21 protein-coding genes are annotated in these 21,246 nt (G+C 73.0%); 12 read left to right on the top strand and 9 right to left on the bottom strand.

Features of this window, described 5'->3' with window-relative positions; translation table 11 throughout:
- Window positions 1–98 precede the first annotated feature (98 nt).
- The gene (locus tag IF55_RS24605; protein WP_048832405.1) at window positions 99–1,064 is read right to left on the bottom strand and encodes an SCO1860 family LAETG-anchored protein; all 966 of its coding nucleotides are present in this window, start codon (window positions 1,062–1,064) and stop codon (window positions 99–101) included.
- Between the two features lie 279 nt (window positions 1,065–1,343).
- Here IF55_RS24605 and IF55_RS24600 point away from each other — a divergent pair, with 279 nt between their 5' ends.
- Entirely contained in the window at window positions 1,344–2,357 is a 1,014-nt protein-coding gene (locus IF55_RS24600) for a bile acid:sodium symporter family protein (protein WP_030889339.1), read from the top strand.
- Between the two features lie 30 nt (window positions 2,358–2,387).
- Here the strand turns inward: IF55_RS24600 and IF55_RS24595 are convergent, their stop codons facing one another.
- Both IF55_RS24595 and IF55_RS24590 read right to left on the bottom strand, forming a co-directional pair.
- Window positions 2,388–2,954 carry a cysteine hydrolase family protein gene (locus IF55_RS24595; protein ID WP_030889342.1) on the bottom strand — a complete coding sequence of 189 codons (567 nt, stop codon included), beginning with the start codon at window positions 2,952–2,954 and terminating at the stop codon, window positions 2,388–2,390.
- Between the two features lie 76 nt (window positions 2,955–3,030).
- Window positions 3,031–4,140, bottom strand: coding sequence for an amidohydrolase family protein (locus tag IF55_RS24590; RefSeq protein ID WP_030889348.1), 1,110 nt, complete (start codon window positions 4,138–4,140; stop codon window positions 3,031–3,033).
- Between the two features lie 459 nt (window positions 4,141–4,599).
- Here IF55_RS24590 and ectA point away from each other — a divergent pair, with 459 nt between their 5' ends.
- The 4 genes from ectA to thpD all read left to right on the top strand — a co-directional run bounded on the left by ectA (window position 4,600) and on the right by thpD (window position 7,923).
- Window positions 4,600–5,148 (top strand): diaminobutyrate acetyltransferase, encoded by a 549-nt coding sequence (gene ectA / locus IF55_RS24585; protein WP_211270031.1) that lies wholly within the window; start codon window positions 4,600–4,602, stop codon window positions 5,146–5,148.
- A 70-nt stretch (window positions 5,149–5,218) separates the two neighbouring features.
- Window positions 5,219–6,487, top strand: coding sequence for a diaminobutyrate--2-oxoglutarate transaminase (gene ectB, locus IF55_RS24580; protein WP_030889353.1), 1,269 nt, complete (start codon window positions 5,219–5,221; stop codon window positions 6,485–6,487).
- 75 nt (window positions 6,488–6,562) lie between these two features.
- On the top strand, window positions 6,563–6,985 hold the full coding sequence (locus IF55_RS24575; RefSeq protein WP_030889356.1) for an ectoine synthase: 423 nt from the start codon (window positions 6,563–6,565) through the stop codon (window positions 6,983–6,985).
- 35 nt (window positions 6,986–7,020) lie between these two features.
- Window positions 7,021–7,923 (top strand): ectoine hydroxylase, encoded by a 903-nt coding sequence (gene thpD, locus IF55_RS24570; RefSeq protein ID WP_030889359.1) that lies wholly within the window; start codon window positions 7,021–7,023, stop codon window positions 7,921–7,923.
- Window positions 7,924–7,995: 72 nt separating this feature from the next.
- Here the strand turns inward: thpD and IF55_RS24565 are convergent, their stop codons facing one another.
- Both IF55_RS24565 and IF55_RS24560 read right to left on the bottom strand, forming a co-directional pair.
- Complete coding sequence (locus tag IF55_RS24565) at window positions 7,996–9,057, bottom strand: aminotransferase class V-fold PLP-dependent enzyme (protein ID WP_030889362.1); 1,062 nt, start codon at window positions 9,055–9,057, stop codon at window positions 7,996–7,998.
- A gap of 110 nt (window positions 9,058–9,167) precedes the next feature.
- Window positions 9,168–9,869, bottom strand: a complete 702-nt coding sequence (locus IF55_RS24560) for a GntR family transcriptional regulator (protein WP_030889365.1) — start codon at window positions 9,867–9,869, stop codon at window positions 9,168–9,170.
- A 277-nt stretch (window positions 9,870–10,146) separates the two neighbouring features.
- Here IF55_RS24560 and IF55_RS24555 point away from each other — a divergent pair, with 277 nt between their 5' ends.
- Together IF55_RS24555 and IF55_RS24550 are read left to right on the top strand one after the other, a co-directional pair.
- Window positions 10,147–10,821, top strand: a complete 675-nt coding sequence (locus IF55_RS24555; protein ID WP_030889368.1) for a class I SAM-dependent methyltransferase — start codon at window positions 10,147–10,149, stop codon at window positions 10,819–10,821.
- A gap of 57 nt (window positions 10,822–10,878) precedes the next feature.
- Complete coding sequence (locus tag IF55_RS24550) at window positions 10,879–11,589, top strand: MOSC domain-containing protein (RefSeq protein ID WP_030889371.1); 711 nt, start codon at window positions 10,879–10,881, stop codon at window positions 11,587–11,589.
- A 34-nt stretch (window positions 11,590–11,623) separates the two neighbouring features.
- Here IF55_RS24550 and IF55_RS24545 read toward each other — a convergent pair whose 3' ends face one another.
- Window positions 11,624–13,156, bottom strand: a complete 1,533-nt coding sequence (locus IF55_RS24545; RefSeq protein WP_030889374.1) for an aldehyde dehydrogenase (NADP(+)) — start codon at window positions 13,154–13,156, stop codon at window positions 11,624–11,626.
- A gap of 239 nt (window positions 13,157–13,395) precedes the next feature.
- Between IF55_RS24545 and IF55_RS24540 the strand changes: the two genes are divergently transcribed.
- Entirely contained in the window at window positions 13,396–14,166 is a 771-nt protein-coding gene (locus tag IF55_RS24540) for an IclR family transcriptional regulator (RefSeq protein ID WP_030889377.1), read from the top strand.
- Window positions 14,167–14,333: 167 nt separating this feature from the next.
- Complete coding sequence (locus IF55_RS24535; RefSeq protein WP_037966692.1) at window positions 14,334–14,804, top strand: hypothetical protein; 471 nt, start codon at window positions 14,334–14,336, stop codon at window positions 14,802–14,804.
- Window positions 14,805–14,834: 30 nt separating this feature from the next.
- Here IF55_RS24535 and IF55_RS24530 read toward each other — a convergent pair whose 3' ends face one another.
- On the bottom strand, window positions 14,835–16,076 hold the full coding sequence (locus IF55_RS24530) for a hypothetical protein (protein ID WP_030889383.1): 1,242 nt from the start codon (window positions 16,074–16,076) through the stop codon (window positions 14,835–14,837).
- The gene (locus tag IF55_RS24525; RefSeq protein ID WP_030889386.1) at window positions 16,076–17,041 is read right to left on the bottom strand and encodes a 5-dehydro-4-deoxyglucarate dehydratase; all 966 of its coding nucleotides are present in this window, start codon (window positions 17,039–17,041) and stop codon (window positions 16,076–16,078) included. The genes IF55_RS24530 and IF55_RS24525 overlap by 1 nt, the downstream gene beginning before the upstream one ends.
- Before the next feature lie 189 nt (window positions 17,042–17,230).
- Here IF55_RS24525 and IF55_RS24520 point away from each other — a divergent pair, with 189 nt between their 5' ends.
- The gene (locus IF55_RS24520) at window positions 17,231–17,620 is read left to right on the top strand and encodes a hypothetical protein (RefSeq protein WP_030889388.1); all 390 of its coding nucleotides are present in this window, start codon (window positions 17,231–17,233) and stop codon (window positions 17,618–17,620) included.
- A 64-nt stretch (window positions 17,621–17,684) separates the two neighbouring features.
- Here IF55_RS24520 and IF55_RS24515 read toward each other — a convergent pair whose 3' ends face one another.
- Window positions 17,685–18,794, bottom strand: coding sequence for a winged helix DNA-binding domain-containing protein (locus IF55_RS24515; protein WP_030889391.1), 1,110 nt, complete (start codon window positions 18,792–18,794; stop codon window positions 17,685–17,687).
- Window positions 18,795–19,119: 325 nt separating this feature from the next.
- Between IF55_RS24515 and IF55_RS24510 the strand changes: the two genes are divergently transcribed.
- A complete protein-coding gene (locus IF55_RS24510) occupies window positions 19,120–20,256 on the top strand; it encodes a helix-turn-helix transcriptional regulator (protein WP_078645160.1) in 1,137 nt (378 codons plus the stop codon).
- A gap of 104 nt (window positions 20,257–20,360) precedes the next feature.
- The gene (locus tag IF55_RS24505; protein ID WP_030892629.1) at window positions 20,361–21,218 is read left to right on the top strand and encodes an NAD-dependent epimerase/dehydratase family protein; all 858 of its coding nucleotides are present in this window, start codon (window positions 20,361–20,363) and stop codon (window positions 21,216–21,218) included.
- The last annotated feature ends 28 nt before the right edge of the window (window positions 21,219–21,246 follow it).

The following is a 21,246-nucleotide window of genomic DNA, read 5'->3' as shown; positions in this document are numbered from 1 at the left end:
ACCGCGACGGCTGGCGCCGCGCGGCGCACGGACCCCTCGGCCCGGTGGCGGCGGGCTCAGCGCTCTCCGGCCGCCGCGGGCCCCCGGGGCCCCGGGTCTCAGCCCCGTCCCCCCGCGGCGGCGGACCGGCGGCGGAGGGCGATGAGGGTGCCGGCGCCCGCGGCGACCAGCAGGGCCGCGCCGCCGGCGAGGTACGGGGTGAGGGCGCTGCCGCCGGTCTCGGCGAGGTCAGCGGGGGCGTGTCCCGAGCCTGTCTGCGGCTTGGGCGCCGGGCCCGCGGGGGTGCTGGGGGCGGGGGCTGACGGGCTCGGGGTGGCGGGCGCCTGGGGCGAACGGCAGGTGGCCTGGGCGAGGGTGACTCTGCCCTTCACGTCGGCCACGTTGAGCTTCAACGGGTTGACCGCGACGTCGAGTTCGAGCGCCGTGGCCGCCGCCGTACGCGACGTGGTCGAGGTCTTCGACAGGTCGAGCCGTACCTCGCCGACGCCCGGCACCTCCACCTTCGTCGTGCCGGCCGCCGAGAGAGTGGTCTTCTTGCCGAGCACCGTCACGTCCCCGAGCACGTTCGAGGAGGCGGTCGGCTTGCGGCCCGCCTCGCACACGGCCTTGGACGTGACCTGCCGCACCTCGACGAGCGGGAGCAGCGGCAGGCCCGGTACGTGCAGCCGGGCGTGCGCGAGGTCGGCGTAGCCGCGCGCGGCGTGCCGGTCGGCCGTGGCGCGGGCCGTGGCCGCGTCGGCGCGGAGCACGTGGACGGGCTTTCCGCCGTCGACGCCGTCCACGGTGACGCTGAGCGCCGTCTTCGCCGCCTCGGCGGGCGCGTGGACCTCGTTCAGGGACGTGGTGAGCGGTACGTCGATCGCCTTGTTCAGCAGCGAGACGTCGAGCCCCGCCCGCAGGACGACCGCGTCGGCCTTGCCTTCTCCGCCGGCAGTCGCGGGGGCGGCGTACGCCGGTGCGGCGCCGGAGAGGAGAACCGGCCCGGCGGCGAGCGCGGTGGCCATGGCGGCCGACGCGAGGCGGCGTACGGGCAGGCCGAAGGGGGTGCTGATGGTGCTGGGCATGTGCGGGGAACCTTCACATGAGACATGGAGCCGTCGGCGCGGCCAATGGGGGACATCGCGCGCCGACGGCCTCGACCCCGTCATGTTTGACGTACCGAGGGTGAACGGGCAGCTACCTGACGTCAGTTCATTCAAAAGGGTGTTTCTCGCACCCAGATTCGATTCTTCCTGCATCTACCTCCGCCCCCGGCGGACCACATGGGCCGCCGGACGAGGGCGCGGTCCACGATGCGGAACCACTTGTTCGATATACGCAGGTCATCGCTAAAGTGCCGTTCTGTGGCACATGAGCAGACGGACCAGCGCACCGAGACCCCGCCGGCAGCCGCCCCCGAGGGCGACTCCCCCGAGGGCGGCTCCCCCGCCGCCGACCGGGCCGCGCGGCTCGCGGTGACGGTCTTCCCGCTGCTCGTGGTGGCGGCCGGGGCGCTGGGGCTCGCCTTCCCCTCGCCGTTCACCGGCTGGGCGCCCGCGGTCCCGTACCTGCTGGGCATCGTGATGTTCTCGATGGGGCTCACGCTGACGCTGCCGGACTTCACGGCCGTCGCCAAGCGCCCGTGGGCCGTCGCGATCGGCCTGGTGGCGCACTACGTGATCATGCCGGGGCTGGGCTGGCTCATCGCCACCGTGCTCGACCTGCCGCCGCAGCTCGCCGCCGGGGTGATCCTGGTCGGCTGCGCGCCGAGCGGCACGGCCTCCAACGTCGTCACCTATCTGGCGCGCGGCGACGTGGCCCTGTCGGTGTCGGTCGCCACCGTCTCGACGCTCGTCGCCCCGCTGGTCACGCCGCCGCTGACGCTGCTGCTCGCGGACCAGTTCCTGCACGTGGACGCGGGGGCGATGGTCACAGACATCCTCAAGACGGTGCTGCTGCCGGTCCTGCTGGGGGTGCTGGTCCGGCTGGCGGCGAGTCGCTATGTGGACAAGGCGCTGCGCGTCCTGCCGTGGATCTCGGCGGCCACCATCGCCGTCATCGTGCTGACGGTGGTCTCCGGGAGCGCGCAGCTCATCATGGACGCGGCGGCGCTCGTCTTCGTCGCCGTCATCCTCCACAACGGCCTGGGCCTGGCCCTCGGCTACGCCTCCGGCAAGCTGGCCCGGCTCGGCCGGCCCGGCAGCAAGGCCATGGCGTTCGAGGTCGGCATGCAGAACTCCGGGCTCGCCGCCTCCCTGGCCACCGCCCACTTCAGCCCGGCGGCGGCGCTGCCGGCGGCGGTCTTCTCCGTCTGGCACAACATCTCGGGCGCGCTGGTGGCGGCCTGGATGGCCCGCTCCTCCCGCCGGACGAAGTAGCCCCTCCGCCCCCGAGGACCAGCCGCCCCGCTACGGCTCCCCCGGCGCGACCGACCCCACCCACTCGTCGACGGTGACGACGTCCGCCCACTGCGGGAACAGCCGCTCGACGAGCGCCCGGTGCAGCTCCGGGTCGGTGTCCAGGCAGCCGTCGGAGAGCACGGTGAGGCCGAAGTCCAGGTCGTTCGCCTGGCACAGGGTCGACAGCACGACGGCGCTGGTGGCGATGCCGGCGAGGACGAGGCTGTCGATGCCGCGCGCCCTCAGCACCACATCGAGGTCGCTGCCCGAGAACGCGCTCGCCCGCCGCTTGGCGACCACCACGTCGCCCGGCCGGGGCGCGACCTCGGGGTGGATCTCGGTGCCCGGGGCGCCCTCGACGAAGAGGCCGGCGCGGGCGATGGCGGCGAGCGGCTTGTTGCGCGTGCCGACTTCCGGGAAGCCGGAGCGCAGGGCGATCACCACGTAGATCACGAGGATGCCCGCCGCCCGGGCCCCGTCGATGGCCTTGCGCAGGCGCGGCAGATAGCCGGAGCCGTCGTCGGCGATGTCCACGACGGCCTGCTGGACGTCCATCACGAGAAGAGCGCTGCTCATGTCGTCCCCCACGAACGAAGTCCGCCGCGTGCCGTGACGGGTGACGGGCGATGGGATCGGGCCTTGGCGGACCGGCTCAACGGATCACCTTTCCCCGCAGCACCACCCGGTCCGGCGCCCCCAGGACCCGTACGTCCGCGCGCGGGTCCGACCCGTAGACGACCAGGTCGGCCGGGGCGCCCTCGTCCAGGCCGGGGCGGCCGAGCCACTGGCGGGCGCCCCAGGCGGTGGCGTGGAGGGCGGCGGCGGGCGGTATGCCGGCCTTGACGAGTTCGGCGACCTCCTGGCCGACGAGCCCGTGGGCCAGCGCGCCGCCCGCGTCCGTGCCGACGTAGACCGGTACGCCCGCGTCGTACGCCGCGCGCACGGTCTCGTACCGCCGCTCGTGCAGCCGGCGCATATGGGCGGCCCAGCGCGGGAACTTCCGTTCGCCGCCCTCGGCGAGCTTCGGGAAGAGGGCGATGTTGACGAGCGTGGGGACGATCGCGACGCCGCGCTCCGCGAACAGCGGGATCGTCTCCTCCGTCAGCCCGGTGGCGTGCTCGACGCAGTCGATGCCCGCCTCGACGAGCGGGGCCAGGGTCTCCTCGGCGAAGCAGTGCGCGGTGACGCGCGCGCCGAGCCGGTGCGCCTCGGCGATGGCGGCCTCGACCTCGCCGCGCGGCCAGCAGGCGGACAGGTCGCCGGTCTCGCGGTCGATCCAGTCGCCGACGAGCTTGACCCAGCCGTCGCCGTTGCGGGCCTCCCGCGCCACGTAGGCCACGAGGTCATCCGGCTCGATCTCGTGCGCGTAGTTGCGGATGTAGCGGCGGGTGCGGGCGATGTGGCGGCCGGCGCGGATGATGCGGGGCAGGTCGTCCCGGTCGTCGATCCAGCGGGTGTCGGAGGGCGAGCCGGCGTCGCGCAGCAGCAGCGCGCCCGCGTCGCGGTCGGTGACCGCCTGCTTCTCGCTGGTGGACGCGTCCACCGGGCCGTGTTCGTCGAGGCCGACGTGGCAGTGGGCGTCGACCAGGCCGGGCAGTGTCCAGCCCTCGATGACGGTGACATCGCGCGCGCCGCGCGGCCGTTCGTAGGTGACGCGCCCGTCGATCACCCATAGCTCGTCGCGCACGTCCTCCGCGCCGACCAGCACCCGCCCCTTGATGTGCAGCACCGGCCGCGCCGGTGAGACCGCGCTATCGCTCATGGCGGCACTGTACGAGCCCGGACGCGCGTGTGCGTAGGGCGCCCGGGCGGGGGCCCGCGGCGTGCGCGAGGCCGCCCCCCACGCTTCCGGGGCCGTTCCGAGATCTTTCCGGGCTCCTTCCCGCAAGCAGCCCTCCAATCCCTATTGATGAATTATTCATTCCTTTCCTAGAATCCTATTAAGCGCAGCTTCCCGGATTCTTCTGCCCGCTTTCCCCGACCTTAAACACCAAGATTCCGCTAACGCCGGATGGCGTAATTCCAGCGAATCTCAAGACCGTTACGCAGATGTGACACACTCCACAAGACGCCCGTATTGCCCAGAAAATACCGGGCAAATCGCCACATCTTGCCGACGATTCGCGCGCTCGCGGGCCCCCGCGCGTTAACACAGACACGCATCCGACGTAACCCCTACTCGCGATGCAATTTCGAATTTAGCTCGGTAAATTCAATCCGCATGACCGCCGCACAAGCAGACCTTGCACGTGGCCGCTGCGAATTTCTCGAAATGCCGGAGGGACTGCGGCTCGACACTCCATGCCTGGAGGACGGAGCCGCGATCTGGCGCATCGCCCGCGACTCCGAGGTACTGGACCTCAACTCCTCGTACAGCTACCTCCTGTGGTGCCGCGACTTCGCCGCCACCTCGGCGGTGGCGCGGTCCGCGGGCGGCGAACCGGTCGGCTTCGTCACCGGCTACATACGCCCCGAGCGCCCGCGCACCCTGGTCATCTGGCAGATCGCCGTCGACCGCGAGCAGCGCGGCCGGGGGCTGGCCGCCGCCCTGCTGGACGGACTGGTGGAGCGGACGGCCCGGGAGCCGGGCGTGGACGAGGTCGAGACCACCATCACCGCCGACAACGCCCCCTCCAACCGGCTGTTCGCCTCGTTCGCCGAGCGGCACGGCGCGCGCGTGGAGCGCGAGGACCTCTTCGCCGCCGAGATGTTCCCGGACACCGGGCACGAGACCGAGGTGCTGCACCGCATCGGCCCGATCGTGGTCTGAGGCCGCCCCCCGCGCGGCCACCCCCACCGCTTCTCACTCACCCCCGCGATTCGTCTCCCAGGAGAACGCTGTGACCATCACCCCGCCCGCCCTGAGCGTCTTCGAGACCCTGGAGTCGGAGGTGCGCAGCTACTGCCGAAGCTGGCCCGCCGTCTTCGACCGTGCCCAGGGCAGCTACATGTACGACGAGGACGGCCACACCTACCTCGACTTCTTCTCCGGCGCCGGCGCCCTCAACTACGGCCACAACAACCCCGTGCTCAAGCGCGCGCTGATCGACTACATCGCGCGGGACGGCGTCACGCACGGCCTGGACATGGGCACCACCGCGAAGCGGGCGTTCCTGGAGTCCTTCCAGAACAAGATCCTGCGCCCGCGCGACCTGCCGTACAAGGTCATGTTCCCCGGCCCGACGGGCACCAACGCCGTGGAGGCCGCGCTCAAGCTGGCCCGCAAGGTCAAGGGCCGCGAGTCGATCGTGTCGTTCACCAACGCCTTCCACGGCATGTCGCTCGGCTCGCTCGCGGTCACCGGCAACGCCTTCAAACGGGCCGGCGCGGGCATCCCGCTGGTGCACGGCACCCCGATGCCGTTCGACAACTACTTCGACGGCCGCGTCCCGGACTTCCTGTGGTTCGAGCGGCTGCTGGAGGACCAGGGCTCCGGGCTGAACCAGCCCGCCGCCGTCATCGTCGAGACGGTGCAGGGCGAGGGCGGCATCAACGTCGCCCGCCCCGAGTGGCTGCGCGCCCTCGCCGACCTGTGCAAGCGCCGCGACATGCTGCTCATCGTCGACGACATCCAGATGGGCTGCGGCCGTACGGGTGGCTTCTTCTCCTTCGAGGAGGCGGGCATCACCCCGGACATCGTGACGCTGTCGAAGTCCATCGGCGGCTACGGGATGCCGATGTCGCTGACCCTCTTCAAGCCGGAGCTGGACGTCTGGGAGCCGGGCGAGCACAACGGCACCTTCCGCGGCAACAACCCGTCCTTCGTCACCGCCGCCGCGGCCCTGGACACCTACTGGGCCGACGGCCAGACGGAGAAGCAGACCCTGGCCCGCGGCGAGCAGGTCGAGCAGGCGCTGCGCGCGATCTGCGAGGAGCATGTGCGGCTCGGCGCCGAGTACCGCGGCCGCGGCCTGGTCTGGGGCCTGGAGTTCACCGACAAGTCGCGCGCCTCGGCGGTGGCCCGGCGCGCCTTCGAACTCGGCCTGCTGATCGAGACGTCCGGCCCGGAGAGCGAGGTCATCAAGCTCCTCCCGGCCCTGACCGTCACCCCCGAAGAGCTGGACGAGGGTCTGCGGACCCTCGCCCGAGCGGTCAACGAGACCGCCTGACCGCCGTACGCGCGATGAGCGCGGCAGCCGCGGCCAGCGCAGTATGTACGTACGAGAGAAAGGCAGCACCGCACCGTGATCGTCCGATCCTTCAAGGACATCGAGGGCACCGACCGGCACGTCAAGGCGGCGACCGGCACCTGGGAGAGCAAGCGCATCGTGCTGGCCAAGGAGCGGGTGGGTTTCTCGCTGCACGAGACCATCCTCTACGCGGGTACCGAGACGTCGATGTGGTACGCCAACCACATCGAGGCCGTGCTGTGCGTGGAGGGTGAGGCCGAGCTCACCAACGACGAGACCGGCGAGAAGCACCTCATCACCCCCGGCACCATGTACCTGCTCGACGGGCACGAGAAGCACACGATGCGCCCGAAGACCGACTTCCGCTGCGTGTGCGTCTTCAACCCGCCGGTCACCGGCCGCGAGGACCACGACGAGAACGGCGTGTACCCCCTGCTCACCGAGGAGGAGCCGGCTCCGCAGACCGTGGCGAGCTGAAACCCGAGCCCCGCAGGCCCAAGAGAGGAGAGATCATGACCACCGCCCCCGAGCGCACCACTGACCTGTACCCGACCCGTGGCACGACCGAGGTGACCACCCAGCGCCAGGACCCGGTGGTGTGGTCCGACCCTGGGGCTCCGGGGCCGATAGACCCCACGGACCTGGGCAACTACGAGCGCGACGGCTTCCTCGCGATCGATCAGCTCATCACCCCGGACGAGGTCGAGACCTACCGGGCCGAGCTGGACCGGCTGATCGCCGACCCGGCCGTACGGGCCGACGAGCGCTCGATCATCGAGCCGAAGTCGCAGAAGGTCCGGTCCGTCTTCGAGGTGCACCGGCTCAGCGAGGTCTTCGCCGGCCTGGTCCGCGATCCACGGGTGGTGGACCGCGCCCGGCAGATCCTGGGCTCGGACGTGTACGTCCACCAGTCCCGGATCAATGTGAAGCCCGGCTTCGGGGCCAGCGGCTTCTACTGGCACTCGGACTTCGAGACCTGGCACGCCGAGGACGGGCTCGCGAACATGCGGACCGTCTCCGTCTCGATCGCGCTGACGGAGAACTACGACACCAACGGCGGCCTCATGATCATGCCGGGTTCGCACCGGACGTTCCTGGGGTGCGCCGGGGAGACGCCGAAGGACAACTACAAGCAGTCCCTGAAGATGCAGGACGCCGGCACGCCCTCGGACGAGGCCCTGACCGGCTTCGCCGAACGGCACGGCATCAAGCTCTTCACGGGCCCGGCCGGCTCCGCGACCTGGTTCGACTGCAACTGCATGCACGGCTCGGGCGACAACATCACGCCCTTCCCGCGCAGCAATGTCTTCATCGTCTTCAACAGCATGGAGAACCCGGCGGTGGAGCCCTTCGCGGCCCCGGTCCCCCGCCCGTCCTTCATCGGCGCGCGGGCCCCGTTCACGCCCGTGAAGTAGCGCTCGTAGCGCCGTAGCCGGTGCTTTGTGGGGCGGTCCCCGGTCGGGGCCGCCTCACAGGCGTGGCCGCCGTCAGTCCGTGCCGACCGTCTCCAGCAGGCGGTCCACGTCGGCGCCGGTGTTGTAGAGGTGGAAGGCCGCGCGCAGGTTCCCGGCCCGGTCGGAGACCTGGATGCCCTGCTCGGCGAGGCGGGCGGCGTGGTGGCCGAGGCCGGGGACGGAGACGATGGCCGAGCCCTCGGCGGGTACGGGCGTGTGGCCGAGGTCGGCCAGCCCGGTCCGGAAGCGGTCGGCGAGGGCCCGGTCGTGGGCGCCGATGGCCTCGACGCCCAGTTCCTCGACGAGGGCGAGCGAGTGCCGGGCGGCGACGTACGAGTAGAGGCTGGGGCTCTCGTCGAAGCGGCGGGCGGAGCGGGCGAGTTCCGCCACGGCCCCGTAGCAACTGTCCCAGGGGCGCTCGCCGGAGACCCAGCCGGCGAACAGGGGGGTGAGCGGTGTGCCGGCGGGGCCGGTGAGGTCGGCGGGGGTGGTGAGGAACGCGGTTCCGCGCGGGCAGAGCAGCCACTTGTAGCAGACCGCCGCCGTGTAGTCGTAGTCGTCCGCCTCCAGCGGCAGCCAGCCGGCCGCCTGGCTGACGTCGATGAACGTCCGGGCCCCGTGGGCCCTGGCCGCGGCCGCGACGGCGGCCAGGTCGGCGATCCGGCCGTCCGCGGACTGGACGGCGCTCACCGCGACGAGGGCCGTGCCGGGCCGTACGGCGTCGGGAAGCTTCTCCAGCTCCATGGTGCGCACGGTGAGATCGGGGCGCATGTGGAAGGGGTTGACGAGGGAGCTGAAGTCGCCCTCGGCCACCAGGACTTCGGAGCCCGCCGGCAGGGACTGGGCGATCAGCCCGCTGTAGACGGCGACGGAGGCACCCGCCGCGACGCGCTCCACCGGCACGCCGACGAGCCGCCCGTACGAGGCGCGCGCGGCCTCGACCGCCTCGTAGTGGACGGTGAGGGAGCGGCCGGCCGCGGTGTCCTCGATCGCCCCGGTCATGGCGGCGACGGCGGGGGCGGGCAGCAGGCCCGCGGAGGCGGTGTTGAGGTAGGTCGTCTCGGGCGCGAAGTGCGTGGCTGCGAGTTTCTCCATGGTGGCGACTATGCGCGGCGGGCCGCCGCCGCGTCCACGGTCCCCTCCCCTACGGCGTACCGGCCGGTTCACGAAGCACCAGCCGGTCCGTTACGAGCCCGCCGGTCCGTTCACGAGCCCGCCGGCCGCGGGAGGGTGAACTCGTCGCCGAGGCCGAGGCGGCGCAGCACCGCCGAGATGTGCCGGTGCAGCAGCTCGCGGGCCTCCGCGCCGTGGCCCGCGCGCATGGCCAGGGCGATGGCCTCGTGCTCCGCGATGTCCTCGGCCGCGTGGCCGGGGTCCGCGATGGAGGCGGCGGAGACGCGCCGCCCCTGCGCCCATAGGGTGGCGTGCATCGAGGCCAGGACCGTGTTGCCGCAGGCCTCGACGAGCCCGGCGTGGAAGGCGCGGCCGATGACGAGGGCCTGCGCGGAGGACGGCGACGGGCTCAGCGGCACGTCCCCCTCCAGGGCGCGCAGCCGCTCGCCCAGCCGGCGCAGCTCGTCGTGGCCGCGCGCCGCCACCGTGTCCAGCGCGAACAGCTCGATGAGCAGCCGCGCCTCCAGGACGCACCGGGCCTCGTCCAGCGATACGGGCGCCACGAGCGCGCCGCGCTCCGCGACCAACTGGAGGTACCCCTCTTCGCTGAGCCGCCGGAACGCCTCCCGGACCAGCTCCGGGTCGGCCCCGAGCCGGTCGGCCACGGCCTGCACCGAGAGCACCGCGCCGCTGAGGAAGGTGCCGTCGAGCACCCGTGCCCGCAGCTCGGCATGAACCCTGTCAACACTGTCCACACTGCCCGCACGGTCCACCGGGGCGCTCTCCTGCGACATGTGTCCAGTGTGCACCGATGTGGCCCACGCCACGCCTGGCACCGGCCCCAAGCGGGTGGCACCACGCCGCGCCGCCCGCCCCGTGCCCGTGCGGCCGGTACGCCCGCAGGCCCCACGCCCGTATGCCTGTGCGCCCGTACGCCCTGCCTCGCCGGACACCGATTCGCCCGTACGTTCGCATGGGCCCGAACGTCCCTCCGTACGCCCGTACGGGCACGGCTCGCGCCCCTCCGGACGTACTCCCCGAGCGGCGCGCTTCCCGGTAACGTCCCGGCGCATGACGCAACCCCGCGACGTACGGCGGACCGGGCGCACGCGCGCGTACTGGGAGACCACCGGGGCCGCCCACACCTTCACCCACCCGCTCGACCCGGAGCTGCTGGCCGCCCATCTGCCCGTGGAGGGGCGGATTCTCGACTACGGCTGCGGGTACGGCCGGCTGGTCCTCGAACTCACCGAACGGGGCTACCGCGACGTGCGGGGCGTCGACCCGTCGGCGGCGCTCGTCGCCCGCGGCCTCGCGGACCACCCGGAGCTGCGCCTGACGCGGCTGCGCGAGCTGCCGCTGCCGTTCGCGGACGCGTCGTTCGACGCGGCCCTCCTCTTCGCCGTCCTCACCTCGGACCCCGACCCGGTCGCGCAGGAGTCGGCGGTCGCGGAGCTGGCCCGGCTCGTGCGGCCCGGCGGCGTGGTGTACGTCAGCGACGTGCCGCTCCAGACCGACGAGCGCAGCCGGGCCCGCTACCGCGCGCAGGAGGCGAGCACCGGCACGTACGGCGTCTTCCGCATCGAGGACGGCGGGACCTTCCAGCACCAGCCCCTGGAACGGTTCCACGAACTCTTCGGCCGGCACGGCTTCGCGGTGGCCGAGGAGCGGCGGGACGTGACGCCTACCCTCGACGGCCACACCGACCTCAGAGTCCAGCTCATCGTGCGCCGCCGCACGGCCTGAGCGCATCGAAAATGCGTACGCCGTCGCTCGCGCGGCCTCTGTATCGTCAGCCGAGTGATGATCAATGCGGGCGTGGTCGAACGGATCTGGCGGTATCCGATCAAATCGACCGGGGGCGAGCTGATCCCCCGGGCGGGCGTGGAGGCGAGGGGGCTCGTCGGCGACCGGCTCTTCGCCGTGCGCGACGCCCAGGGCAAATTCGGCTCGGGGAAGAACACCCGCCGCTTCCGCAGGATGCCGGGCCTGCTGCGGCTCCGTTCCCGGTACGCGGACGGCGACGCCGGCGAGCCCGAACTGCTGGACCCGGAAGGCACGGTGGTACCGGACGCGAGCGCCTACCTCCGTCGCTACCTCGGCCGCGAGGACGTCGAGGTGGCCCGCGAGGGGGACGTCTCCCACTTCGACCAGTTGCCTCTCAGCGTGCTGACCACGGCCACCCTCGACTGGGTGCGTTCGGCGGTGCCCGGCGTCCCCGTCGACGAACGGCGCTTCCGGCCGAACCTCCTGGTACGGACACCGCCTGGCACCCCTCCCTTCGTCGAGGACCAGTGGTTCGGGAGCAAGGCGCGGATCGGCGACGCGGTGTGCGTCGAGTTCGTGCGGTCGAGTGAGCGCTGCGTGATGACCAACGAGGCGCAGCAGGACCTCCCCCACTCCTCGCTGATCCTGCGGGCCATCACCGAGGCGCACGACATGCGGCTGGACGGACTCGCCACGGTCGTGTCACCAGGAGAGATACGGGCCGGGGACCCCCTGGTCCTGCTCTAGCCCGCTTCTGACGACGGCCCGAGTCGGAGGCGCCCTAACGCTCCGGGCGGCCGTCCACGCGGCGCGGCAGGCCCAAGGGGTTGTCATCGCGCAGCTCGGGCGGGAGGAGGGCGGCCGGGGCGGACTGGTAGACGACGGGGCGCAGCCAGCGTTCGACGGCGGTGGCGCCGACGGAGGTCGAGGTGGAGGTGGTCGCCGGGTACGGGCCGCCGTGGTGCTGGGCCTCGGTGACGGAGACGCCGGTGGGCCAGCCGTCCACCAGCACGCGGCCCGCGAGCGGTACGAGCGCGGCGAGCAGTTCCGCGCCCTGCCCGGCCTTCCCGTCGGCCTCGTCCGCGCCGAGGTGGACGGTGGCGGTGAGGTTCCCGGAGAGCCGGCCGAGCACCGCGCCGATCTCCGCCTCGTCGGCGTAGCGGGCGACGACGGTGACCGGGCCGAAGCACTCCTCCAGCAGCAGGCCGTACGGGTCGCCGGAGGCGAGGAGGTCGGCGGGGACGGCGAGGAACCCGGCGCTGACGGTGTGCTCGCCCGCCGCGCCCGGCACCACGGGGGCCTGGACGCCGGGGAGTTCGGCCCGCTCCCGTACGCCCGCCGCGAAGGCGTCCCGCATCCGGGCGTCGAGCAGGACGCCCGCGCCCGTGCCGCCGACGGTGTCGGCGAGGGACTTCAGCAGCCGGTCGCCGCCCTCCCCGGCCGGGGCCAGGACGAGGCCGGGCTTGGTGCAGAACTGGCCGACGCCCATCGTCATGGCCCCGGCGAGCCCCGTCCCGATCTGCTCGCCGCGCTCCTCGGCGGCGGCGCGGGTGACGACGACGGGGTTGAGGCTGCCGAGTTCGCCGTGGAAGGGGATGGGGTGCGGCCGGGCGGCGGCCGCGTCGAACAGGGCCCGGCCGCCGCGCACCGAGCCGGTGAACCCGGCGGCCGCGACCAGCGGGTGCCGCACGAGTTCGAGGCCCGCGTCGAAGCCGTGCACGACCGTGACGACGTCCTCGGGCAGCCCGGCCTCCGCGGCGGCGCGGCGCAGCAGGGAGCCGCACAGCTCGGAGGTGGCGGGGTGGTCGGGGTGGGCCTTGACGACGACGGGGCAGCCGGCGGCCAGCGCGCTCGCGGTGTCGCCGCCGGGCACGGAGAAAGCCAGCGGGAAGTTGCTGGCGGCGTAGACGGCGACGACGCCGAGCGGCACCTTGTAGCGGCGCAGGTCGGGGCGGGGCACGGGCTTCGCGGACGGGTCGGCGTGGTCGACGATGACGTCGAGGAAGGCCCCCTCGTCCACGGTGTCCGCGAAGGCCAGGAACTGGTAGGTGGTACGGGCCAGTTCGCCGGTGAGGCGGGCCGCGCCGAGCGCGGTCTCCGCGTCGGCGGCGGCGACGAGCCGCTCGCCCGCCTCGTCGAGGAGGCCGGCGGCGGCGCGCAGCAGGGCGGCCCGCGCGGTGCGGTCGGCGAGCGCGGTACGGGCGGCGTGCGCGGCCCGTACGGCGCGGTCCACCTCGGCCGGGCCCGCTTCCTCGGCGACCTGCTCGTACTGCTTCCCGGTCCGGGGGTCGACGCTCCACACTGGTGCTGCCACCGCGGGCTCCTCCTTCTGCTGGTTCTCCTGCTGGTTCTGGTTCGCCTGCCGGTCGCGGCTCGGTCTGCCGATCGCGTTCGGTTTGCTGGTCACGGCTTGCCTGATGGTCGGGTGCTACGCGCTGGTGCGCCTGCTGGTCGCGGTTCGCACACTGGAGGTTGTTCGATATGCTGAACGCTGTCCCTGGTGGTGAATATCCTGGGGACTCTATGGCGCGTCGAACAGAGGGGTCAAGGGCGATGTCAGCAGCCGAGACGGGCGGAGCCCAGGTCAAATCCGCGGTCCGCACGGTCGAATTGCTCGAATTCTTCGCCGGACAGCCGGGCATGCACAGCCTCGCCGCCGTCCAGGAGGCCGTGGGCTACCCCAAGTCCAGCCTCTACATGCTGCTGCGCACCCTGGTCGAGCTGGGCTGGGTCGAGACGGACGCCACGGGCACCCGGTACGGCATCGGCGTCCGCGCCCTGCTGGTCGGCACGTCCTACATCGACGGCGACGAGGTCGTGGCCGCCGCCCGCCCCACCCTGGACCGGCTCGCCGACGACACCACCGAGACCATCCACCTCGCCCGCCTCGACGGCACCAACGTCGTCTACCTCGCCACCCGCCAGTCCCAGCACTACCTGCGCCCCTTCACCCGCGTCGGCCGCCGGCTGCCCGCCCACTCCACCTCGCTGGGCAAGGCGCTGCTCGCCACCTACACCGACGAGCAGGTCCGCAAGCTGCTCCCGGAGTCCCTGGCGCCGCTCACCGAGCACACCATCACCGACCGCGAACAGCTCATCGAGGAACTGCGCGCCATCCGCGAACAGGGCTACGCCGTGGACCGCGAGGAGAACACCCTCGGCCTGCGCTGCTTCGGGATCGCGATCCCGTACCGCACCCCGGCGCGCGACGCGATCAGTTGCTCCGTCCCGGTGGCCCGGCTGACCCCGGCGCACGAGCAGATGATCAAGGACGCCCTCTTCGACGCCCGCGACCGCCTGACGCTGGCCACGCGGCGGCTCTGAGGCGGTTCTGAGGCGGCTCTCCCACGGGTCCGGCGCTCAAGAGGCGTTCGGGCCGCCCGGTAGCGGGGCGACCGAACGCACGCCGTAAGGTCTGCACATCAACGCGGGCCGCCCCAAGGGGAGTTGCGGCCCGCTCGGCATGCCGATCGCGCCCTGGAGTACCCCTCATGTCCGGCTTCCCGCCGATTCGTACGCCCCGTTCACCGTCCGGCTGGACCATGGCGGTCTTCGGGGCCCTCGCCGCGCTGCTGGGCGTGGTGGGGCTCGTCGCCCCGGAGTCGCTGATCGCGGCGATGGGCCTCGAACCCCTCGGCTCCGCGCACCGCGCGCCGACCGACCACACGCGCACGTTCATCACGGCGTCTTCGATGGCGGCGCTGAACATGGGCGTGTACTACGTGCTGGCGGCCTTCGCCAACTGGCGCGCCTTTTTCATCTGGACCGTTCCCTTCCGGCTTCTGACCTGCGCCGTCTTCACCCTCGCCGTCGTCTCCGGCCGCGCCCCCACGCCCTTCGTCGGCGTCGGCGTCTGGGAGGGCGCGGGCGCCCTGGCCACGGCGATAGCCCTGCGCGCCGAACACCGCCGCCGCCTCGCGACCCTCCCGGAACCGGCGCCGACGGCACGGCGGGAGAGCTGACCGGCTCAGTTCAGCTCAGCTCGGCTTATCTCAGCCGAGCCGCGCCAGCGCCGTCCGTACCGCCGCGAGGTCGGCGTCGGAGGCCAGCCCCGCGTGGTAGAGCCGCAGTTCGTGCGCGCCGAGCGCCGCCGCGTGGGCGGCGTCGGCGGCGAGGGTGGCGGGGCTGCCGCCCATGCCCGAGACGACGGTGAGGTTGGCGGCGAGCGTGCGGTCAGGGCGATCCGGGCGATCCGTGGCGCCGGGGCCGGTGAAGGGCCGCAGGATCTCTTCACGTGCGGCGTCGGGGCCCGTACAGGGGAGTACGACGCCGTCGGCGTGGCCGAGCACGTCGGCAGGGACGACGCCCGCGTTGGCCCCGCAGCGGTGCGAGGCGGGGTCGGCGTGGAGCATGACGCGGAAGCCGGGGCGGTCGGCGCCCGCCGCGGCGCGTACGGCCGCCACGCACGCCCGCTGGAGCGCGGTCGCGGCGGACTCGCGCCAGGCTCGTACGGCCTCGGCGAGGTCCGGACCGAGGAGCCCGCGCACGGCGGCCCACTCCCCCGCCCGGCCGGCCCCCCGGCCGGGCGTGCCGGTCGTCGCCCCGCCTCCGGACCAGTACGGACGCAGGGCGCGTACGACCGTGGCGCGCAGCTCCTCGGCGTCCACGCTATGCTCGGCGTAGCCGGCGGCGCAGGCGTCGCAGAAGCACAGCGACATCAGGTACTGCCCCGCGCCGTCCAGCTCCACGCCGCCGGTCTTGTCGTGGGCGTGCAGGTGCGCCAGGCCGTACCAGCCGCAGGACTCCAGGTCGGTGCCGGTCGCGCCGGGCCGGGTCGCCGCCTCCGCCGCCAGGTCGACCAGGTACGTACGGACGTCGGGCCGGGCGATGCAGGGGGCCCAGGGGTAGCGGTCGCCGTAGGCGTTGCGCACGGAGGTGTGCGGGTGCTCGTCGCCGAGGCGCGAGTTGTGCGCGAGGACGACCCAGGTGTGCACGTCGAGCCCGGCGTCGGCCAGCGCGCTCGCGGCCTCGCCGAACGGGTCTGCCCCGGCCACCCAGGACTGCTCGTACGGGCGCAGCTCACGGCCGCGCCAGCGGTCCGCGTCCGGCGGGTAGAGGACGGCGGCGTGGCGGGCGGTGACGATGCGGCGGGCGGGGTGACGGGGCGTCAGGGCACGGGTGGAGTGGTAGGCGGAGGCGAGGGTGACGCGCTGCACGCCGAGTTCGGCGACGCGGCGGGCGGCGTCCGGGTCGCCGACGATGTCCCAGGGGTAGAGGAACGCGGAGGCGATCATCACTTCGCGCTCGCACTCGCGTTGGCGGCCGCGCCCGCCCTCGCCAGCAGCGCGTGCCCCCGCTGGATGAGTTCGGCGAGCCGTTCGACGTGGGCGGCGGTCGGTTCGGTGAGCGGGGGCCGGACCTCGCCGACGTCGAGGCCGCCGAGGCGGACGCCCGCCTTGACGAGGGAGACCGCGTAGCCGCGCCCCTGGTTGCGGAGTTCGACGAGCGGTACGTAGAAGCCGTCGAGGAGCTTGGTCACCAGCGCGTCGTCACCGGTATCGAGGGCCCGGTGGAAGGCGAGGGCGATCTCGGGCGCGAAGCAGAAGGCGGCGGAGGAGTACAGGCGCACGCCGATGGCGCGGTAGGAGAGGCCGGTGAGTTCGGCGGTGGGCAGCCCGTTGAAGTAGAGGAAGTCCTGGCCGGGGAGACCGGTGCGGACCGCGGTCACGATGCGCTGCATCAGATCGAGGTCGCCGTGGCCGTCCTTGAGCCCGATGATGCCGGGGGTGCGGGCGAGTTCGACGACGGTCTCGGGGGTGAAGATCGCGTTGTCGCGCTGGTAGACGATCACGTCGAGGGAGGTGGCCGCGGCGAGCGCGGTGTAGTGCCGCAGCAGCCCTTCCTGGCCGGGCACGACGAGGTACGGGGGCATGGCGAGCAGGCCGTCCGCGCCCGCTTCCTCGGCGTGCCGCGCGTACTGCTCGGCGAGCGCCGTCCCGTAACCGGCCCCGGCGACCACCGGCACCCGGCCGCCCGCCTCCTCCACGGCCGCCGCGACACACGCCCGGAACTCCTCCCCCGTCAGCGCGTGGAACTCCCCCGTCCCGCAGCACGCGAAGACCGCCGCCGCCCCCGCCTCCACCCCCGCGCGCACATGCGCCCGAAACGCATCGAGATCAAGCCCCCCACCGGGCCCGAACGCGGTCACCGGAAAGAACAACAGGCCGTCGAGGCGCTCGGCGAGTGCGGCAGAGGTCACGGGCTCTCCCTGGCGTATACGTGCACGTTTCTGATTGGCGTCCATATTTCTGAACGCGGCTACGCTAAGGCAGCCACCGGAGCCGGTCAAGTGCCGGGGGCCGCACCGCTTTTGCCGGCGCCGCGCCGGTGCCATCGCTGTTGCCATCGCCGTTGCCTGTGCCTGCGGGCCGTCCTAGGGTCGCCACGCATGAACGCTTCCGATGATCAGCGCTTCGGCGTTCGCATCGACGTCCGCGTGCGCCAGGCCGACCTCGGGCGGGACGGCTCGGCGAGCACGATGGGTATGGCCCGCCGGCTGGAAGACGCCCGGAGCCGGCTGCGGCTGCGCCGCTTCGAACGCCTCGTCGGTACGGGCGGGTTGGGCCCCTTCCAGGTCCTGCTCGTCGGCCAAGGGGTCGACCGGCTCGCCCCGGGCGGCTACGAGATCGGGCTCGCGGTCCGATCCGCCGACGCCGAGTCCGTGCGCTACGAACTCAGTGTCTTCCGCGACAGCACCTGTCTGGGCGTGGCCGACGCCGTCGGCCTCCGCGGAACGCTGACCGCCGAGGCCCTGGAGGCGGCACGGGTGGCGGCCTGACCGCGGGTTTTCGAGGACGGGCAGGGGCACGAGGCGTCCCGACGACACCACGGGCCGGCCTCTTTCAGCCGGACGCGGGGGCGGTCAGTTCCACCCGGTCGCTCTCCTTGTCCGAGAGGAAGGAGGCCAGGGCCTGCCCTTCGTCAGCGACGGCGTCGCTTTCGGCTCCGGAGAAGGGGCGGAGCGGGGTGATGGTGACGGTGTCCTCCTTGACGGTCCAGGTCGCGGCGACCCGGCCGTCGACCAGGACGAAGCGGGCGCCGGTGACGGAGAGGCCGCGGTGGGCGTCGTCGATGATCCGGCCGCGGTCCTGGAAGCCGAGGACGGCGTTGTCGAAGGCGGGCAGGAACCGCACCGGGGCCGGAGTCCCGGGCTCAGGACGCGGCGCGTCAGGCAGGTCCAGCAGTTCCCGGCCCCGCTCGTCGCGGAAGCTGACCAGTTCCTCGCGGAGGGCGGCGACGGCGGCCGGCAGTCCGGCGAGGCCGGACCAGGCGCGCAGGTCGGCCGAGGCGGCGGGGCCGAACGCGGCGAGGTAGCGCCGCACCAGCGCCTGCCCGACGGGGTCGGCGCCGTCCCCGGGAAGGGGCTCCGCCTCGCGCCCGAGCCACGAGGCGAACGGCAGGTTCCGCACCCTCCCCTTCTCGCGCCAGAGCCCGCGCGGCGGCAGTTGCACCACGGGGATGAGGGCGGCGACCAGCATCTCGCCCAGCGCCCTCGGGCCCGGGTCCGGCCAGCGGTCGGCCACCGCCCGCGCGAGTTCCGACATCGAACGGGCCTCCCCGTCGGCGAGCACCGCCCGGCCCGCCGCGGCGAGTTCGTCGAGGTCGACGCCTTCGAGCTCACGGCGGTACGTCCCGAGCACCCGCTGCCGCAGCATGGCATCGTGCCGCGCCCGCCAGGCCAGGGCGTCGGCGGCGGTGACCAGGTGGACGGTACGGCGCATGAGATGGGTCCGTACCACCTGCCGCCCGACCAGCAGGCCCGACAACTCCGCCGGATCGAACGCCCGCAACCGCGACCACAGCCCCACGAACGGCTCCTGCGGCTCCTGCGCCTGCATCCCGCCAAGACGCGCCACAGCGTCCAGCGCCGGTATATCGGCGCGTTCAAGCAGCAGTTGGCGCGCCAACGTGGCCCGGTTCAACGCCCGCGCACCGAGAACGGCAGCCGTCATCGAACCACCGCCCAGCACGGCGCCGACCAGTCAGGGAGTCGCTTCATGTGGCCCTGTTCCTTTCGAGTACGTACGACTGGGTTAGAGGGGTGCGGGGGTGCGGGGGTGCGGGGGTGGGCGAGCCGGTCCGAGATGGTACGTGTCCGGTTCCGGCAAGGCCGCCGACGGACGGGACGGGACACGGGCCGGGTGGCCCGTACGAGAGCTTGGACCGGCTGAGTCGGAACAGGTCGTTCTCCTTGTGGTGCGGACGCGCCCACACTGCCAGGGGTAGCGGACAGGTAGTGGCCGCTTCTCGGCGCGATAGTGGGTCAGTATGGGAACCATGCCGAAAACGTCAGCGCGACTGCTGTCTCTGCTCTCCCTGCTCCAGGCGCGCCGCGACTGGCCGGGGGCGCTCCTGGCCGAGCGGCTGAACATCAGCCCGCGCACGGTGCGCCGCGATGTCGACCGGCTGCGCGAGCTGGGCTACCCCATCGCGGCCGTGAAGGGACCGGACGGCGGGTACCGGCTGGGCGCGGGCACGGATCTGCCGCCGCTGCTGTTCGACGACGAACAGGCCGTGGCCCTCGCCGTCGCGCTCCAGATCGCCGCGACCACGGGCGCCGGCATCGAGGAGGCCGCGGCGCGCGCCTTGACCACCGTGCGGCAGGTGATGCCCGCGCGGCTGCGCCGCCGCATCGACACCCTCCAGGTCACCGCCGTCGAACGGTCGGCGACCCGGCCGTACCCGCGGGTCGGCAGCGGGGTGCTGATGACGCTCAGCGCGGCCGTGCACGCCCGTGAAGTACTCCGCTTCGATTACGCTCCGGCGGCCCCGCCGGGGGCGGCCGGCGGCGACGAACCCGCCCCGGCACCGCCGCGCCGGGCGGAACCCCACCACCTCGTGACGTGGGGCGGGCGCTGGTATCTGGTCGCCTGGGACCTCGAACGCGAGGACTGGCGGACGTTCCGCGCCGACCGGATCACTCCGCGCATCCCCAACGGGCCCCGCTTCAGCCCGCGCGAACTGCCCGGCGGCGACGTGGCCGCCTTCGTGTCCGCCAGATTCCGCGGTTCGGCGGACGCGGGAGGCGGCGGCTGGCCCTGCCGCGGCGAGGTGATCCTCGACCTGCCCGCCGCTGACGTGTACCACTACGCCGGCGACGGGGTGGTCGAAGCGCTCGGCCCGAACCGCTGCCGGCTCACCCTGGGCTCATGGTCCTGGCCCGGCCTGGCCGCCACCCTCGGCCGGTTCGACGCGGACATCGAGGTCGTGGGCCCGCCCGAACTCAAGGAGGCCTTTGGCCACTTGGCCCGCCGCTATATGCGAGCCGCGGGGGGCGCGGGCGATGCGGCCGGCCCGGGCAGTACGGGCGGCAGGGACGTCCCGGACGGTACGAACGGCCCCGGCGGGACAGACGGCCCCAGCGGTACGGACGGTCCGGGCGGTACGGGCGGCCCGCCCCACCCGGGCTCTTGACCACGGCCGCCGCCCTCCTTAGCGTGTCCATGCATATGAATGGCGTCCGCACATGCGACCGCCTGCCTGCCGCTGGCAACCGCCCTGCCCGGAGGAGAACGCCCATGCCCGCTCCCCGCACCATCCTGCTCACCGGCGCCGCCGGCGGTCTGGGCACGCTGATGCGCGAGGCGCTGCCCGCGTACGGGTACGCGCTCCGGCTCTTCGACGTGCGCCCCATCGAAGACGGAGACGGGGGCGAGGACGCGGGCGAGGGCGGAGGCGGAAGGAACATCGTCACCGCCGACCTCGCGGACAAGGAGGCGCTGCGCGAGGCCGTACGCGGCGTCGACGCGGTCGTCCACCTCGCGGGCATCTCACTGGAGGCCCCGTTCGAGAAGATCCTGCGCGCCAACATCGAGGGCACGTACAACCTTTACGAAGCGGTCCGCGAAGAGGGCGTGCGCCGCGTGGTGTTCGCCTCCAGCAACCATGCCGTGGGCTTCACCCCCCGCCCCGCGACGACCCCGGCGGAGCCCGGCGCGCTCATCCCCGTGAACACCGCGCGCCGCCCGGACACTTACTACGGCCTGTCCAAGGGGTTCGGTGAGGACCTGGCCTCCCTCTACTGGGACCTGCACGGCATCGAGACCGTGTCCATCCGCATCGGCTCCTGCTTCCCCGAGCCGACGTCGGTGCGCATGCTCTCGGTCTGGATGAGCCCCGCCGACGGGGCGCGCCTGCTGCACGCCGCCCTCACCGCCGAGGGCGTCGGGCACACCGTCGTCTACGGCAGCTCCGCCAACACCCGCCTGTGGTGGGACCTGAGCACCGCCCGCGCCCTCGGGTACGAGCCGCAGGACGACTCGGAGCCGTACGCGCCCGCCCTCATCGCCGCGCAGGGCGAACTCGACCCGGCGAATCCCGACCACGCCCACCTCGGCGGCCACTTCTGCACCAACCCGCCGATCTGGCCGTACTGAATCACATCGGCCGACCGGCACCCCGGTT

The sequence above is a fragment of the Streptomyces varsoviensis genome (genome assembly GCF_000718635.1).
GTDB lineage: Bacteria > Actinomycetota > Actinomycetes > Streptomycetales > Streptomycetaceae > Streptomyces > Streptomyces varsoviensis.
This window is presented reverse-complemented; position numbering and strand designations above follow the sequence as displayed.

Coding starts and splice junctions, on each gene's coding strand:
- IF55_RS24605 (WP_048832405.1), bottom strand. CDS start 1,064: ATGCCCAGCACCATCAGCACCCCCTTCGGCCTGCCCGTACGCCGCCTC.
- IF55_RS24595 (WP_030889342.1), bottom strand. CDS start 2,954: ATGAGCAGCGCTCTTCTCGTGATGGACGTCCAGCAGGCCGTCGTGGAC.
- IF55_RS24590 (WP_030889348.1), bottom strand. CDS start 4,140: ATGAGCGATAGCGCGGTCTCACCGGCGCGGCCGGTGCTGCACATCAAG.
- ectA (WP_211270031.1), top strand. CDS start 4,600: ATGACCGCCGCACAAGCAGACCTTGCACGTGGCCGCTGCGAATTTCTC.
- thpD (WP_030889359.1), top strand. CDS start 7,021: ATGACCACCGCCCCCGAGCGCACCACTGACCTGTACCCGACCCGTGGC.
- IF55_RS24565 (WP_030889362.1), bottom strand. CDS start 9,057: ATGGAGAAACTCGCAGCCACGCACTTCGCGCCCGAGACGACCTACCTC.
- IF55_RS24560 (WP_030889365.1), bottom strand. CDS start 9,869: ATGTCGCAGGAGAGCGCCCCGGTGGACCGTGCGGGCAGTGTGGACAGT.
- IF55_RS24555 (WP_030889368.1), top strand. CDS start 10,147: ATGACGCAACCCCGCGACGTACGGCGGACCGGGCGCACGCGCGCGTAC.
- IF55_RS24550 (WP_030889371.1), top strand. CDS start 10,879: ATGATCAATGCGGGCGTGGTCGAACGGATCTGGCGGTATCCGATCAAA.
- IF55_RS24540 (WP_030889377.1), top strand. CDS start 13,396: ATGTCAGCAGCCGAGACGGGCGGAGCCCAGGTCAAATCCGCGGTCCGC.
- IF55_RS24535 (WP_037966692.1), top strand. CDS start 14,334: ATGTCCGGCTTCCCGCCGATTCGTACGCCCCGTTCACCGTCCGGCTGG.
- IF55_RS24530 (WP_030889383.1), bottom strand. CDS start 16,076: ATGATCGCCTCCGCGTTCCTCTACCCCTGGGACATCGTCGGCGACCCG.
- IF55_RS24520 (WP_030889388.1), top strand. CDS start 17,231: ATGAACGCTTCCGATGATCAGCGCTTCGGCGTTCGCATCGACGTCCGC.
- IF55_RS24515 (WP_030889391.1), bottom strand. CDS start 18,794: ATGACGGCTGCCGTTCTCGGTGCGCGGGCGTTGAACCGGGCCACGTTG.
- IF55_RS24510 (WP_078645160.1), top strand. CDS start 19,120: ATGCCGAAAACGTCAGCGCGACTGCTGTCTCTGCTCTCCCTGCTCCAG.
- IF55_RS24505 (WP_030892629.1), top strand. CDS start 20,361: ATGCCCGCTCCCCGCACCATCCTGCTCACCGGCGCCGCCGGCGGTCTG.